This is a genomic window from Gordonia sp. OPL2 (genome assembly GCF_003797825.1).
Lineage (GTDB): Bacteria > Actinomycetota > Actinomycetes > Mycobacteriales > Mycobacteriaceae > Gordonia.
The window spans coordinates 96,034-112,122 of sequence record NZ_RKME01000004.1; the positions used below are offsets into that span (position 1 = coordinate 96,034).

Sequence of the window (16,089 nt, forward strand, 5' to 3'; positions counted from 1 at the left end):
ATGTCTGAACTGAATACCGACGAGTCCACACCCACCGCTCCCGCGGCACCCTCGGCCGAGGGCACCGCCGGGGAAACCGTCGGTGACCTGACCGTCGGTGAACTCCGCGACTGGTTGCGCTCCTGGGTCTCCACCGCAACGGGAATCCCGACCGATCAGATCTCCGACGATCGGCCGATGGAGGAGTTCGGGCTCTCATCGCGCGATGCGGTGGCCCTGGCGGCCGACATCGAGGACAAGACCGGGGTCATCCTGACCGCCACGGTCGCCTACAACCATCCGACCATCGCGATGCTGGCCAAGCGCATCATCGAGGGTGATCCGGATGAGGGCCTCGACGACACCGCCGAGACGTTCTGGCAGCGCGAGCGCAGTTCCGACGACGACATCGCCATCGTCGGCCTGTCGACTCGATTCCCCAAGTCCGGCCACACACCGGAGACCACGTGGGAGTCCCTGATCTCCGGTCGCGACGGCATCTCCGATCTCCCGGAGGGGCGCTGGTCGGAGTTCACCTCCGATCCGCGGATCGCCGAGATCCTCGAGTCGTCGAACATCAAGGGCGGCTACCTCGACGACGTGAAGACGTTCGACGCGGACTTCTTCCAGATGAGCCCGCGCGAGGTCGAGATGGTCGACCCGCAGCAACGACTCGCTCTCGAACTCACCTGGGAGGCGCTCGAACACGCGCACATCCCACCGAGCGACCTCAAGGGTGAGCAGGTCGGTGTCTTCATCGGCACCTCGACCAACGACTATCAGATGCTGGCGACCCTGGGGCTGGCCGACGGCGCCGAGGAGACCGCGGCCTACGCGCTGACCGGTACCTCGACCTCGGTGCTCGCCGGCCGCGTCTCCTACTTCTTCGACTTCCACGGCCCGGCCGTCGCCGTCGACACGGCTTGCTCGTCGTCACTGGTGGCGGTCCATCAGGCGGTGCGCAGCCTGCGATCGGGTGAATCCGACGTCGCGCTCGCCGGCGGCGTCAACATGATCCTGACCCCCGCCGCCACGCTGGGCTTCGACAAGATCGGCGCCCAGGCCAAGGACGGCCACATCAAGGCGTTCTCGTCCGACGCCGACGGCATGATCCGCGCCGAGGGCGGCGGGCTGTTCGTCCTCAAGCGCATGGCCGACGCCCGTCGCGACGGCGATCAAGTGCTCGCGGTCGTCGCCGGCAGCGCGGTCAACTCCGACGGCCGGTCCAACGGCCTGCCCGCGCCGAATCCCGAGGCCCAGGTCGACGTCCTGCGCAGCGCCTATGTCGACGCCGCGATCGACCCGCGCACCGTCGACTACGTGGAGGCGCACGGCACCGGCACCGTCCTCGGTGACCCGATCGAGGCCGACGCCCTCGGACGTGTCGTCGGCCGGGGCCGCACCGTCGGCAAGCCCGCGCTGCTCGGTTCGGTGAAGACCAACTTCGGACACATGGAATCCGCGGCCGGCGCCGGAGCGCTTGCCAAGGTAGTCCTGTCGCTGCAGAACGATCGGCTGCCGGCCTCGCTGAACTACAGCGGGCCCAACCCGTACATCCAGTTCGACTCGTCCGGCCTCAAGGTGATCCCCGAGGCGGCCGACTGGCCGCGCTACAGCGGTCACGCCATCGCCGGTGTGTCCGGCTTCGGTTTCAGCGGTACCAACGCGCACGTGGTCGTGCGTGAGGTGCTGCCGTCGGATCTGGGTGCGTCGGAACCAGCAGACAGCTCCCTGAGGAGCGAGCTCGACGACTCCGACAGCTCCCTGAGGAGCGAGCTTGCGAGCGTCACGAAGGGCGACCTCCCTGCCTCCGCCGCGGAGACGCCCGACGACGATGACGACGACTTCCTGACCGAGGCCGAGCGCGCCGTGCTCGCCGCGCAGGAACGCGCCGCCGCCACCGATGAGGCCACCACCGACACCGATCCCGCCGACGGCTTCGCCCCGTGCGCGGTCGAGGGCTCGGTCGTCCCGCTGGTGATCTCCGGGTTCTTGCCGTCGCGTCGTCGCAAGTCGGCCGCCGACCTGCTCGACTGGCTGGAATCCGAAGCGGGACAGGCTGCTCCGCTCGCCGACATCGGTCGCGCACTCGCACACCGCAACCACGGACGCTCGCGCGCCGTGGTGATGGCCCGCACGCACGAGGACGCGGTCACCGGTGTCCGCGCGGTCGCCGAGGGCAAGAACAATCCGCTGGTCTATGTCGCCGATGCGCCCGACGCGGCGTCGGCGGTCTGGTTGCTGTCCGGATTCGGTTCACAGCACCGCAAGATGGCCAAGCAGCTCTACCAAGAGAACCCGGTGTTCGCGAAGAACGTCGATCGTGTCGACGAGTACGTGCAGAACGAGCTCGGGTACTCCATCGCGGAGATGTTCCTCGACGACGAGCAGACCTACGGCATCGAGACGAGCCAGGTCGGCATCTACACGATCCAGGTCGCGCTCGCGGACACCCTGCGACATTTCGGTGCGGAACCCGGTGTGCTGGTGCCGCATTCGATGGGTGAGGCGTCGGCGTCGTACATCAGCGGAGGTCTCTCGCTCGAGGACGCCACGCGGGTGATCTGCCAGCGTTCGCGACTCATGGGTGAGGGCGAGTCGATGCTGGCAGGCGACGACATCCGCCTGATGGCGCTCGTCGAGTACAGCGCCGAGGACATCAGCGACGTCCTCGTGGACTATCCGGATCTCGAGATCTGCGTCTACGCGGCGCCGACCCACACCGTGATCGGCGGGCCCGAGTCGCAGGTCGACGCGATCGTCGCGCGCGCCGAGGAGGAGGGCAAGCTCGGTCGCAAACTGCAGACCAAGGGTGCCAGCCACACCTCCCAGATGGACCCGCTGCTCGGTGAACTCGCCTACGAGCTCACCGGGATCGAGCCGCAGCGTCCGACGGTCGGGTTCTACAGCTCGGTCGACCGTGAGACGTTCTACCGGCCCGGGCACGACCCGGTCCACACCATCGACTACTTCACCAAGGGTCTGCGCCACAGCGTTTGGTTCAGCCAGGCGATCGCGAAGTCCGTGGAGAACGGGCACCGCACCTTCCTGGAGCTGTCGCCGAACCCGGCTGTGCTCATCTCCGTTGCGGCGGTGACATTCTCGGCGGGGCTGCACGACGCGGAGCTCATCGAGACCCTGCGCCGCAAGGAGGACGAGAGCTTCGGCCTCGTCAACGCGTTGATGAAGCTGTATGTCCACGGGCACCCCGTGAACGTGGGCTCGCTGTTCGGTACCGGCACCGGCACCGGTGGTTTCGCCGACATCCCACGAACGCGATTCGAGCGCAAGGAGTTCTGGCTCAAGGCGCAGGTCTCCTCCGGGGGATCGTCGGGCTCGGTACCCGGGTCGCACGTGGCGCTGCCGGACGGCCGCCACGCCTGGGAGGTGAACGCCGCTGCCGTCACCGATCCGCGTGAGCTGGTCCGGGCGGCCGCCGCACAGGTGCTGCCCGACGCCAAGGTCGGCGCAGCCGTGGGGCACGGTGACGTCCCGACGACGGGATCGCTGACGACGACGCTCAGCCCGCATCCGGGCGGCGCTTCGGTGACCGTGCATGCCAAGGAGGACAAGAACTTCCGGCTGCTGCTCGAGGCCGTCGTGATGGGCGGTGACCTGGCCGCCGCGGCCCAACCGTCCGCAGTGCCGACGGAATCGCCCGCTGCTGTCTTCGCCGACGACAAGGTCGTCACCGAGGACGAGGTCGTCGACGACATCGACAACAAGTGGAATCCGGATTCCGGTGAGACGGTGGAGCATCGGCTCGCGACCATCGTCGGCGAGTCGATGGGCTACGACCCGGAGGACCTGCCGCGCGAGATCCCGCTGATCGAGCTCGGCCTCGATTCGCTGATGGCCGTGCGGATCAAGAACCGCGTCGAGTTCGAGTTCGACATCCCGCAACTCCAACTGCAGGCGATGCGTCAGGCCAACCTCGCCGATGTCGTCAAGTTCGTCACCTACGCCGTCGAGCACCGCGACGAGGTCGCCGCGCTCGCCGAGGGTGCGCAGGGGCAGGGTGATCTCGACACCGCCGCGCTCAACGCGATGATCGATGCGGAATCCGACAAGGGTGACGCCGAGTCTCCTTCTCAGGGATCGGGTGACGCAGAGTCTGTTTCTCAGGGGGCAGGTGACGTCGAGCCTGCTCCTCAGGGGTCAGGTGACGTCGAGCTTGCTCCTCAGGGGTCGGGTGACGCCGAGTCTGCTTCTCAGGGGTCAGGTGACGTCGAGTCCTCCTCTCCCGCTGGTCGAGTAGCGACGAGCCCTGGCGAGGAGCGTATCGAGACCAAGGATGCCGACCTGACCTCGCAGCAGGCCGTCGCCGACGCGGCGGGCTCGGACGTGCCACCCCGTGACGCGGCCGAACGACTGACGTTCGGTGTGTACGCGGTCGTCACCAAGAAGTCGGCGGGCGGCATCTTCACCAAACTGCCGGTCCTCGGAGAGGATGTCGCACAGCAACTCACGGATCGTCTCAACGAGCGGACCGGCGGCGACATCGATATGGAGGACATCCTCGACTCGGAGACCATCGAGGAGATGTCGAACTACGTCCGCGAGTTCCTCGACGCGGGCGCCGACACCGACGGTTTCCTCCGATACCTGCGGTTGATCGACGGCAAGAAGTCCTACGACCCGGCCGCGGGAGATCCCGTCCCGGCGTTGCTCTTCCATCCTGCCGGTGGTAACACCTCGGCCTACGAGGCGCTCCTCAAGCGGCTGCCCGACGATCAACCCGTGATCGGTTTCGACCGCGTCGAGGGATCCATCGAAGAGCGTGTCCTGCAGTACATGCCGCGCCTGCGGGAGGTGCAGCCGCACGGACCGTACGTGCTGATCGGCTGGTCGCTCGGTGGCGCACTCGCCTATGGCTGTGCACAGGTGCTGCGTGAGCAGGGCGAGGTCGTCGACTTCGTCGGGCTGATCGACGTCGTCCGTCCGTCCGAACCGGTCGTCGAGACCCCGGACACCAAGCGGGCTCGTCTCGAACGGTGGCGTGACTTCGCGGTCAAGACCTATGACCTCGACGAGGACGTCCCGATCCCGATGGACCGCCTCGTGGAGGCCGACGACGAGGGCCAGTTCCAGATCATCATGGAGATGATGTCCATGTCGGGCACCAAGATCCCCGGCGGCATCATCGAGCACCAGCGGACGTCATTCCTCGACAATCGCGCCCTGACGAACATCGAGCCGACCGCCTACGACGGCAAGGTCGTCCTGTACCGCGCCGACAAGATGCACGAGGGTGCGATCGAGCTCGAGCCGCAGTGGGCGACGATCGACGAGGACGGTCGATGGGGTGAGGTGGTCGACGACCTCGAGATCATCCACATCGGTGGCGATCACCTCTCCATCGTCGACGAGCCGTACATCGGCAAGATCGGTGCCGACCTCACCCGCCGTCTCGGCGAGGTCGGGTCGAGCGGCCGGCAGTAGCACCGAAAGCGAGTGAACGTGACTGATACGACCGACGACCTGGGCACGACCGCACAGCCGGCGTCCACGACCGCGGCCAAGCTGGCGGATCTGCGCGAGAAGCTGGCGTCCGCGCAGGAACCCGGCGGCGAGAAGGCGATCGCCAAGCGCGAGGCCAAGGGCATCTGCTCGCCGCGTGAGCGGCTGACGATGTTGTTCGACCCGGGTACGTTCGTCGAGATCGGTGCGCTCGCCAAGATGCCGGGCGCCGCCCATTCCGGCTACGGAGACGGCGTGGTCACGGGTCATGGTCTGGTGCACGGTCGTCCGGTGGCGGCGTTCTCCCACGACCAGACCGTGTTCGGCGGAACGGTCGGAGAGATGTTCGGCCGCAAGGTCTCCGCGCTGATGGAGTGGGCGGGCAAGATCGGGTGCCCGATGGTCGGCATCAACGACTCGGCGGGTGCCCGTATCCAGGACGCGGTGACCTCGCTGGCCTGGTACGCGGAGATGGGTCGTCGTAATGATCTGTTGTCCGGTCTTGCGCCGCAGGTCTCGGTGATCCTCGGCAAGTGCGCCGGTGGCGCGGTGTACACCCCGGCGAACACCGACATCCTGGTCGCCGTCGAGGACAAGAGCTACATGTTCGTCACCGGCCCGGATGTCCTCAAGCAGGTCAATGGTGAGGACATCTCCGCCGAGGATCTCGGCAGCGCGCACAATCAGGCACGCTGGGGCAACATCCATCACGTTGCCCCCGATGAGAAGTCGGCATTCGACTGGGTGCGGGAGTACCTGCAGTACATGCCGTCGAGCGCCTACGAGCAGCCGCCGGTCGTCAACCCGGGACTCGAACCCGAGATCACCGAGTCGGACCTGTCGCTCAACGAGTTCATGCCGGACAACGACAACGCCGGCTACGACATGCACGACATCATCATCAAGCTGTTCGACGACGGCGCCTTCCATGAGGTCGCCGAGCTGTTCGCGCCCAACATCCTGACCGGGTATGCCCGCGTCGACGGGCGGGCCGTCGGTGTCGTCGCCAACCAGCCGAACGTGATGTCGGGTGTGCTCGACACCGACTCGTCGGAGAAGGCCACGCGATTCGTCCGCACCTGCAACGCCTTCGGTATCCCGCTGGTGTTCCTGGTGGATACGCCGGGCATCCTGCCGGGGCTGGTCGAGGAGCAGAAGGGCACGATCCGCCGTTCCGGGCGGTTCCTGTTCGCCTATGTCGAGGCCGACGTCCCGAAGGTCACCGTGGTGCTGCGCAAGGCCTACGGCGGCGCATATGCGGTGATGGGTTGCAAGCAGCTCGGCGCCGACATCAACTTCGCCTGGCCGACAGCGAAGATCGCGGTCATGGGCGCCGAATCGGCTGCGGCGGTGCTGACCCGCCGCCAGACCGAGGGCATGTCGGCTGCGGAGGCCGACAAGGTGCGTCGCGACTTCATCGGTTTCTACAACACGATGATGGCGACCCCCTACCTCGCCGCCGAGCGCGGGTACATCGACGCCGTGATCGAGCCGTCGGAGACCCGGCTGCAGCTCCGGAAGGCGTTGGCGCAGTTGCGGGACAAGCAGATGCTCCGCACTCCGCGCAAGCACTTCCTGATGCCGATCTAGCGCGACGCAATCGCCTCAGGCGAACCGCTTCAGGATCGAGTGCACCGCCTGGGTGACGGTGATCCGGTCGTAGCTCTGGACGAAGTCGAAGGTGCGGTCGAGATCGTTTGCGCCACTGTGCTGATCGCGCGCCGACAGCAGTGCGGCGAAATGCGGTCCGAGTACTGCGACGTTCCATTCGTTCACGAGGTCGTCGTCGGGGGCGAGTGGTGCACGGTGCACGTTGCCGTCGCGGATGTCGGCGAGCCCGACTCCGTAGACGCCGGCGAGTCCGGTGTTCTCCGACATCTCCCGCCACCGGTTCGCGGTCCGCTCGGTGAAATGTTGCGCGTGCTGGAACGTCCCCAGGACGATGGCCGCGCCGCCGATGGACGCCTGGTGTTCGAGGGCCTTGCTCATCTCGATGAGCAGACGTTTGTCACCGAGACGCGGCGTGATCGAACTCGAGGCTATGGCATACGGGGTCTCATGGTCCGGGCCCGGTGTCGACCAGACCGGCATCTGCGGCAGCGGGACGATCGTCTGGGTGGCCAGGCTGTCCGGACTCTCCACCGCGGGGTAGAGGGCCCCGATGCCGAACGAGGCACCCATGGTCATGGCGGTCACCCGGAGCGACTCGTCGTCGACGCCCTCGGCGATGACGACCGCGCGGCTGCGTTCGGTGTGTGCCGCGATGGTGTGTGCGAGTTGCGCAGATTCCTCACTGATGTTCTGGCGCAACAGGTCTGCGTGGGTGACGACGATGTCCGGTTCGATCAGCGACAGCAGCGTGGCCGCGTGCCCGTTGCTCTGCAATCCGTCGACGCAGATGACCTTGCCGGCCGCACGCGCCTTGGCCACGCGCGCCAGAGTGTGCTGCGGGCTGCGCTCGACGGCGCTGGGCAACACCACCATGACGTGCCGTTCGAGGGTGTCGACCGCGGCGTCGTCGATGTCGTCGAGAAGGTCCAGGTCATAGCCGACGAGGAGCGGAAGGATCTTGGCGACGGATTCGGCGCGGGAGGAGCGTGCGAACTCCTGTTTGCGGCGGTCGATGACGAGGTGTTCCTCCATCAGCCGCGCCGCACGGCGTAGCGCCGCGGCGGTGCCCAGGCGGGTGCCTGCGGGTCCGCGGAGTTGCAGTTCTGCTGCTGCGACTGCGCCGTCGGCGAGACGGCACACCGGCGCGAACTGCATGCTGAGCTCCAGATCCTCGAAGAGGGTGAAACCGCTGTCCGTGGCCGGCGCTGGCCGGGCCTCAGAGGTCATGGTGGATAGCTGTCATCGTGCGCCTCCCGGCAGAGCTTGCGAGAAACTCTGTGTGACGTGGGAGGATGCGACTTCTTCACATCCTGGTCAGAGCATGCAGTGTGCCTGTCCGCCAGGATACAGGGAGCCGGCACGTCCCGGCCGGGCGCAACCTTGACTGCGGCGCCGCCGCGGGCTCAGCGCCCGGGCACCGCCGTCGGCTGGGACGTTCGTGGTGGGGTGTCAGTCGGCCGATCGGGCGGCCGCGGCAGCGCCTTTCTCGCTGGACTGACCGGCGTTCGCCAGTTCACCCGTGTAGCTCTCGAGGTGGGCGCGCACGAACCACTGGAACTTCTCCAACTCGGCGGTCTGCCCGATGAGGATGTCCTCGGTGATCGGGTCGTGTTCGCCGACCGTCTCGATCGCCGCACGGTGCGAGGTGACGAAGCCGTCATACACCAGATCGAGCGCCCCGAGATGCGCCTGAGCGGTGTCGCGACCGATCGAGTAGTCGGCCCAGGTGCGATCCTTCTCGATCGCCTTGGCAGTCCCACTCGGCGACGACCCGAGAGTCGCGATGCGCTCGGCCAAGGTGTCGGCGTAGCCGCGCACCAGGTCGACCTGCGGGTCGATCATCTCGTGCACACCGATGAAATTGGCGCCGACGACGTTCCAGTGGATGTGTTTCAGCGTCAGGTGGAGGTCGTTGAGCGCGCTGAGGCGTTCCTGCAGGCACTCGGACACCACAGTGGCCGAGTCGGCGGACAGTCCGGGAGCGGTGAAGGAAGTCATGTCAACGACGCTAGGACCGGCGTCTGATGTACGGCCACATCCGATCCACGACGGCAATCCAACCGAGATCGGTCATCACGGAAACGTAACGACGAGGGACCTCCGGGTTTCACACCACGGTATGTCCAACCAGGCGCCCGATTGCGAAGGTCACCGCCATGGCGATCGCCCCGCCGATCACCACACGCACCATCGGTCGCCACGGTCGGGACCCTCCGAGCGACGCACCCAACGCCCCGGTCAGCGCGAGCGCGACGAGTACCGCGACGAACGCCACCGGTATGCGCCAGGACGCTGGTGGCGCCAGTATCGCGACGAGCGGGATCACCGCGCCGACGGTGAACGACACGGCAGACGAGACGGCGGCCTGCCACGGACTGGTCAGCTCGTGTGGATCGATCCCGAGTTCGACCTGTGCGTGTGCCTCGAAGGCGTCGTGCTCGGTCAGTTCGCGGGCGACCCGGCACGCGGTGTCGTGGGACAACCCCTTGGCCTCGTAGATGTCCACGAGTTCGTCGAGCTCCTCCTCGGGCTGTTCGGCCAGTTCGCGTCGCTCCGTGGCCAGCGCCGCCGATTCGGTGTCGCGCTGCGTGCTGACCGAGACGTACTCGCCCAATGCCATCGACACGGCGCCCGCCACGAGTCCGGCGATCCCGGCGGTGAAGACCGGGCCGCGCTCGGCGGTGGCCGCCGCGACACCGACGACGATGCCTGCGGTGGACACGATGCCGTCGTTGGCCCCGAGCACCCCGGCGCGCAACCAGTTGAGGCGACTGGCGAGAGACCGATGATGCGGTTCGTCGGCGTGCTGGTGGGTGTGTTCGACGGACATGGCGTCAACTCAACTGGCGCAGAGGCTTTCATGCAAGCAAGGACACGGTTGCCTAATGGGCGACCGCACGAGCCACGAGATCGATGGCGTGGTCTTCGTCCGTGGGATCGTCTGGCGGCCACAGCAACAGCGCCAGGACCGAGCGGACGACGAACGAGGCGGCCGCAGTGCTGTCATGCTCGCCGGGGCGAAGCCAGATGAGTTCCGCCGCGATGCCGAGGACGGTGGGGGAACGGGTGATAGCGCCCGCCTGCTCGACCGCGTGGCGGGATCGCAGGAACGGCCCGGCGACGCGGTCGCCGCGGACCTCGCGCAGGGCCGTCGTCATCGCCAGGACCGCACGCTCTCGTCCGCTCGTCCCGGTCACAGCGGCGTGGATCGAGCCGACGATGCCGGCTGAGGTCCTCTGCAGCACCGCCTCCACGAGATGGTGTTTGCCACCGCCGTGGCGATAGAGCGTGGCGCGCGAACAGTGGGCGCGTCGCGCGAGCTCGCCGAGATCGAATGCATCGATCCCGCGCTGCGCGATGAGGTCGGCGGCGAGGTCGACGAGTCGGTCGTGTGCCCGCTCGGCCCGGTTGCCGCCGACGAGCCAATCATCGGTCATATCTCAGTGTGAGACATACGACGCAGATGTGTCACCATTCGATGCTGGTCCGCGGGGCGTCGCGAGACGCGTGTCGATCCCGGCGGACGTCGCCGGTGTCGACTTGTCGCCGAGCGCTTGCCGGAGTGCACGGTCGCGGTCGAGCCTGGTCGTATGCATGATCTCGATGACCCGTACCCGTATTACGACTCGCTGCGCGAGGACCGGCCGGTCGCTCGTGTCGGCGACTCGTCGTTCTATCTGGTCGCCTCCCGCGACCTCATCGCCGAGGTGCTCCGTCGGCCCGCCGACTTCTCGTCGAATCTCACCGCGACGATGGTGTGGAACGACGACGGGACTGTCTCGGAGTTCCCGATCGCACAGCAGGGGTCACCGCTGCACGTGCTGGCGACCGCCGACGATCCGCTCCATCGCCGACATCGGGCGATGATCATGCCGTCCCTCGCGCCGACGCGCGTGCAGGAACTGGAGCCGTTCATCGTGCGGACTCTCGAAAGGCTCTGGGATGCCGGGCGGGTCGACGACCGGATCGACTGGGTCGCCGCGGTGGCCCAGCCCCTCCCGATGGCCGCGGTCGCGGAGATCGTCGGGTTCCCGACCTGCGACCTCGACGACCTGAGGCGATGGTCCTTCGGCAGCACCGTCCTCCTCGACGGGGTCGTCACCGCCGCGGAGCTCGACGACGCCACCCTCGCCGTCGGAGAGCTGACGGCTTACCTCGGTTCGGCCCTGGCCGACGCCGTCGGCGCCTCGGACGCCGCCGGAGCCCTGGGGGACATCGCACGTCTGGTCGACGACGGCGAGCTCGACCGAGACGCGGCACTCACGATCCTGATCCAATTGATCGCCGCGGGCGCCGAGTCCACCGTCAGCCTCCTCGGCAACGCCGTGTGGCTGCTGGGCGGCCATCCGGACGTCGAGCATCGTCTGCGAGCCGACCGAGACCTCGTGTCGCCCTTCGTCGAGGAGGCATTGCGCCTCGAGTCACCGTTTCGCGGGCACTATCGTCACGTCGTCGCCGACACCGATCTCGGCGGTACCGAGCTTCCGGCCGGATCCCACCTGTATCTGCTGTGGGGTTCGGCCAATCGCGATCATGACGCCGTCGACAATCCAGTGGCGATCGACCTCGACCGGCCGAAACCACGTGCGCACATGGCTTTCGGCAAGGGCCTGCACCTCTGTGTCGGTGCGGCTCTGGCACGGTTGCAGGCGGTGACGGCGCTCGGGTTCCTCCTCGACCACACCAGCGCACTCGATGTGGCGGTCGACGACCCGCAGTGGGAACACAGTGTTCTCGTGCGTCGGCTGCGCTCACTGGATGTCAGGCTCACCGGATCCTCCTGAAGGGCGTGAGCGCCTCAGAACACCGCGAGACCCAGCCGACGTCGGAGTCGCATGTCGTAGATGTAGGCCTGCAGCAACGCCCGCATGAGTTTTCCGACGGCGGGATCGACGATGCGGGCGAGGTCGAGCGTGCGTTCGTAGGCCTGCTCGTCCCGTTCACTCCATCGCCATCGCATCATGGTGCGGAACTCGTCGGGCAGCCCGGCCTTGATCAGGAAGTTCATCTGTCTCCCGAACACCTTGTGTGCCACGGTCCCGGCGGCGCCGAGGCGGTAGGAGAGAAACGACAGATCCGAAAGACCCTGCAGCAGGTCGCGCACCGGCGGATCGATGGACACCGTCTCGAGCTGCGCGGCCCAATACTCCTGCAGTTCGGCATAACTGGACGGCCACTGATCGGCGGTGACGTTCAGTGTCGTTCCCAGCCATCGCGAATCCGCGACGACCCGCTCCCGCTCGGCATCGCTCAGTGGGCCGTACAGCAGTTCGAACTGGTCGATGAAGTACTTGGTCAGGCACACGGCCACCCACAGCTGCAGGCGGGAGTCGTTGGCGCTGTAGCGGACCGGGCTCTGCTCGGTCGAGTACACGAGGTCGTGGATGCGCCGCAGCTCGTCGTGGACGTAGGCCCGATCCGCGTCGTCGCCGAGCAGGGCCACCGCGAGGAACGTGCCCGTGGTACGGCTGCGCTTGATCGGATGCTTCACGGCACTGCCCGAGTCGACCCGGCTCTCGACGACACCGTGTCCGACCTTCGGATGCGCCAATTGCATGATGACGTTGGAACCGGCGATCGTCGGTCCGAGCCCGGTGACGAGGTCGCCGGTGCGACGCACGCTGCGACGTCGGCGCACGGGACGTACGTTCCAGACGTGGGCGTGCTGATATCGGTCGACGACGGTCATGCCCCATCATGGGTCGCCGACCGGCGGTTCGTGTCGGAATCCGGCACAAATCGCAACGTCACGACAACGAAACCGTGACCGGCGACCGGCGTCAGTACCCGCTCGAGCGCATCGGAGCCGGGTTGTAGAGCCCGGAGCGCCGAGCGGTACCCGTGTCGAGCTGCGCGGGCGGCGCGGGATCGATCTCGGTGAACCGTTGCAGCCCGCCCCAGTCGCGGCCCCAGTTGTTGCGCAGGTACGTGGGCACCAGGGTCGGCGTCAGCATCGCCTCGGTGATACCGAGGGGACCGCCCGCCTTGCCGGCCATCCATGTCTGACTGTTCTTCCGGGTCGCCTCCGCGTCCGGCATGATCCGCCACTGCGGCACCTCGAGAACGCCGTCGCGCACCGCCATCGGCTGCTGGCACGGGAACACCATGCCCGGCAGCCAGTCGATGAACACCGGGTCGGTGGTGCCGACGACATCGTTGAGCGTCTGCATCTCGGTGACCCGCGGCGGGGTGATCGCCACCCACTCCGACGGCGCACCCGCGGTGTCGCGGACCTCGACGCGCACGACGTCGGCGCGCGGCGGGGCATCGGCGAGCGGATAGCGCAGATTGCGCCAGATGGGCACCTCGCCGATGTCGATGGGCGACATCATGCCGACCGGCGTGACCCGGCCATCGGCCTCGGTGCGGCCGAACTGCACGCGCACCTGTTGACCGCTGTGCTGCACTCCGAGGCCGTCGACGGCCTCGACGGAACCGGCGACCGCGATCGTCAGCAGCGGTGCCGCTGCGTTCCGCGCGGGCAGGGTGTACCAGTCGGTGGTCAGCGAACCGGTTCCGGTCGGGGAGCCATAGCTGCCCAGGATCGGGGTGGTCGCCGGATTCAGGCCGAACGGCAGGCCGACGGTGGAACCGTTCACCCCGCGTGTGCCCTGCCCGCCCTCGGTGCCACCCTGCGACGATTCGCTGGTCTCGGTGGACTCGTCGGCGCCCGCACCGGACTGTGCGGTGTTCTGAGCCGTCGACGTCGCGGTGTCCTGTTCTTCCGTCGAGTCGATCGACAACCGGTTTGGCACGCCATTCGGAGTGAAGCCTGATGCACTCGGCCCGCTCAGGGCCGCCGCGATGCTCGGGGCGGGCTGCCCGTTCACGGCCGCCGGACGCAGCACACCCGTGTTGGGATCGGCCTCGACGAGGACGTCGTTGGCCAGACCGCACTCGTTGCCGGCCAACGCTCGTGCGTTCGACTTCAGCCACGACCAGCTGTCGCGCTGTTCGTAGGCGCCCTTCGCGAACGACAGCACCATGAACACGACCACCAGGCCGGAGATCACCGGCAGCGGTGAGAACTTCAGCTTCGACGCCCATCCCGTACCGCCGCGGGTGCGCGTCCGGTCGTCGACGTAGTCGTCACGGAAGTGGAACCACAGGCCGACGAGCGCGGTGATCACCGCGAGCGCCAGAATGGCCCAGCCGAGCTTGATGCCGGCGATCGACGGCGGGCGGTCCCACCACGGGACGCCGAAGCTGCCGACGAACCACCAGCCGTTGGTGCCGGTGAATGCGATGGCGGTCACGCCCAACACCGCGGCCGCGAAGAAGGTGCGGTTGCGACGCGAGCGCAGGATGGCCGGTGCCATCATCGCGCCGGCCGCGGCGGCGAGACCGGCGGCGATACCCGCGTACACGCCGAAGTGGTGCGTCCACTTGGTGGGGGTGAACGCGATGAAGAACATCGTGCCGAGGGTGACCGCGATCAGTCGCCAGATCGGTGCGCGCGCAACGCCGTTCGGCCGTGCTCGGCGGAGCAATCGCAACAGCACGACCACCAGGCACAGGATCATGATGAGCACACCGAATCGGCGCGCGAGCGTGCCGTCGGCGGTCGGCAGGATCAGGTAGTAGTAGCGGACGGGTTCCTGCCACCACTCCAGCGTCGGACCCACATCGGAGGCGACCTTGTTGCCGACGATGAGCGGCATCAGTGGCTGATCGTAGAAGATCTGGTACAGCACAGCGGTTCCCGCGGCCAGAACCGGTGCGAGCATCGGGAGCAGCCCGTCGCGCCCGCGACGGCTCACGAGCGTCTTCACGATCGGTCGGATGCCTGCGAGCAGGGCCGCGACCGCCATCAGGCCACCGGGCGCCAGTGCGAGGGTGAACGCGGCCGCGACGACGGCGACCGCGTACGGCAGCATCCGCCGGGTGGCGATGGCCCGTTCCACACAGCACCAGGTCAGCAGGGCGCCGACGGCCTCGGCGGGCTCCGGGCGCAGACCGTTGTTGTAGGGCAGCCAGATCGCGAGGAAGACGAAGGCCGCCGACCACACCGCGGGGGTGCTGTTGCGGACGGCCCGGCCGAGTCGGGGGATCACCTCCCGGCTGATGAGCCACCAGCCGAGCAGCCCCAGGAGGAAGGCGGGTAGCCGCATCCACGGCGCGGCGAGACTCACGTGGGTCATCGCCGAGATCACCTGGAAGTGCCAGCCGAACGGATCCTGCGGCACGCCGAAGTAACGGAAGTAGTTGTCCGCGTAACCGGCCTCACCCGCGATGCGGCCGACGGTGAAGTTGTAGCCGTCGTCGGAGGTGTTGGCGCCGCCGATCCACCAGAAGGCGAGAATCGCGAAGACCGCGATGTCCGGTCCGCGGATCGTCCACCAACCCGACGGCAGGAAACGCTTGTGGCCCCGTCCGTCTCGATGGTCGAGGATGCCGAGCGCGATCAGCGACAGGATCGTCATGATGATGCCGAGGACGATCACGGCGAGCTTCAGTGCCGTCGGTGTGCTGACGTAGCGGGTGTCGATCGTCGCGTGCAACGACAGGCCGTCGCGCGACGTCGAGGCGGGCAGGGCGGTGTACACGCCGACGATCTGTGGCCGCATCTCCTGATCGGGCACCGCGAACGAGTGCAGCCCCTGATCTGTCGCGGGCAGGTTGTCGAAGCGGGCCGAGACGCCGGTGCCGTCGGCGTGGAAGACGATGCGGCAGTCAGGGTTCGCCTGGGCAGCTGCGCGTTCGGTGTTGAGGATGACGACGTCGCGGTCGGTGACGAGCAGCGCGTCGCTCGTCGCGCGGATCATCAACGCCCGTGCCGCGGCATCCTGTCCGCCCTCGGGGATCGTCGACAACAGCAGGCCGCCGTCGGCGGGGAGATCACGCGCCAGAGAGCACGGCACCGACACGTCCATGTCGATGGGTACGTAGGAGACGAGTGGCGCCGCGACATTGCCGACCGTCTGCCCCTGCGGCCAGTTGAGTTCTGCGGTGGTCTGATTCACCGGGAGCAGCGGGGTGACGATCGCCATCAGGAAGCCGAGGAGGCCGGTCACCACCGAGACGATCTTCACGGTGCGG

The 16,089-nt window shown here is 67.5% G+C and carries 9 protein-coding genes; 3 read left to right on the forward strand and 6 right to left on the reverse strand.

The window, feature by feature from the left end:
* Complete coding sequence (gene pks13, locus EEB19_RS06195; protein ID WP_187584235.1) at positions 1-5,421, forward strand: polyketide synthase Pks13; 5,421 nt, start codon at positions 1-3, stop codon at positions 5,419-5,421.
* A gap of 18 nt (positions 5,422-5,439) precedes the next feature.
* Positions 5,440-7,029, forward strand: a complete 1,590-nt coding sequence (locus EEB19_RS06200; protein ID WP_262365477.1) for an acyl-CoA carboxylase subunit beta — start codon at positions 5,440-5,442, stop codon at positions 7,027-7,029.
* Between the two features lie 15 nt (positions 7,030-7,044).
* Here EEB19_RS06200 and EEB19_RS06205 read toward each other — a convergent pair whose 3' ends face one another.
* The 4 genes from EEB19_RS06205 to EEB19_RS06220 all read right to left on the reverse strand — a co-directional run bounded on the left by EEB19_RS06205 (position 7,045) and on the right by EEB19_RS06220 (position 10,487).
* Positions 7,045-8,277, reverse strand: coding sequence for a DICT sensory domain-containing protein (locus EEB19_RS06205; RefSeq protein WP_187584237.1), 1,233 nt, complete (start codon positions 8,275-8,277; stop codon positions 7,045-7,047).
* Positions 8,278-8,499: 222 nt separating this feature from the next.
* Positions 8,500-9,048, reverse strand: coding sequence for a Dps family protein (locus EEB19_RS06210; RefSeq protein WP_187584239.1), 549 nt, complete (start codon positions 9,046-9,048; stop codon positions 8,500-8,502).
* A 109-nt stretch (positions 9,049-9,157) separates the two neighbouring features.
* Positions 9,158-9,880 (reverse strand): VIT family protein, encoded by a 723-nt coding sequence (locus EEB19_RS06215; RefSeq protein WP_187584241.1) that lies wholly within the window; start codon positions 9,878-9,880, stop codon positions 9,158-9,160.
* 52 nt (positions 9,881-9,932) lie between these two features.
* Positions 9,933-10,487 carry a TetR/AcrR family transcriptional regulator gene (locus EEB19_RS06220; RefSeq protein WP_187584243.1) on the reverse strand — a complete coding sequence of 185 codons (555 nt, stop codon included), beginning with the start codon at positions 10,485-10,487 and terminating at the stop codon, positions 9,933-9,935.
* Between the two features lie 153 nt (positions 10,488-10,640).
* Here EEB19_RS06220 and EEB19_RS06225 point away from each other — a divergent pair, with 153 nt between their 5' ends.
* Positions 10,641-11,834, forward strand: coding sequence for a cytochrome P450 (locus EEB19_RS06225; RefSeq protein WP_187584245.1), 1,194 nt, complete (start codon positions 10,641-10,643; stop codon positions 11,832-11,834).
* A 14-nt stretch (positions 11,835-11,848) separates the two neighbouring features.
* On the opposite strand, the gene EEB19_RS06230 is transcribed toward EEB19_RS06225, so the two are convergent.
* Together EEB19_RS06230 and EEB19_RS06235 are read right to left on the reverse strand one after the other, a co-directional pair.
* The gene (locus EEB19_RS06230; RefSeq protein ID WP_187584247.1) at positions 11,849-12,739 is read right to left on the reverse strand and encodes an oxygenase MpaB family protein; all 891 of its coding nucleotides are present in this window, start codon (positions 12,737-12,739) and stop codon (positions 11,849-11,851) included.
* Between the two features lie 91 nt (positions 12,740-12,830).
* Positions 12,831-16,040, reverse strand: coding sequence for an arabinosyltransferase domain-containing protein (locus EEB19_RS06235; RefSeq protein ID WP_262365493.1), 3,210 nt, complete (start codon positions 16,038-16,040; stop codon positions 12,831-12,833).
* Positions 16,041-16,089: the final 49 nt, after the last annotated feature.

Excerpts from the sequence above, each read along its gene's own strand:
- EEB19_RS06205 (WP_187584237.1), bottom strand. The coding sequence starts at position 8,277 with ATGACCTCTGAGGCCCGGCCAGCGCCGGCCACGGACAGCGGTTTCACC.
- EEB19_RS06235 (WP_262365493.1), bottom strand. The coding sequence starts at position 16,040 with ATGGCGATCGTCACCCCGCTGCTCCCGGTGAATCAGACCACCGCAGAA.
- pks13 (WP_187584235.1), top strand. The coding sequence starts at position 1 with ATGTCTGAACTGAATACCGACGAGTCCACACCCACCGCTCCCGCGGCA.
- EEB19_RS06225 (WP_187584245.1), top strand. The coding sequence starts at position 10,641 with ATGCATGATCTCGATGACCCGTACCCGTATTACGACTCGCTGCGCGAG.
- EEB19_RS06215 (WP_187584241.1), bottom strand. The coding sequence starts at position 9,880 with ATGTCCGTCGAACACACCCACCAGCACGCCGACGAACCGCATCATCGG.
- EEB19_RS06230 (WP_187584247.1), bottom strand. The coding sequence starts at position 12,739 with ATGACCGTCGTCGACCGATATCAGCACGCCCACGTCTGGAACGTACGT.
- EEB19_RS06220 (WP_187584243.1), bottom strand. The coding sequence starts at position 10,487 with ATGACCGATGATTGGCTCGTCGGCGGCAACCGGGCCGAGCGGGCACAC.
- EEB19_RS06210 (WP_187584239.1), bottom strand. The coding sequence starts at position 9,048 with ATGACTTCCTTCACCGCTCCCGGACTGTCCGCCGACTCGGCCACTGTG.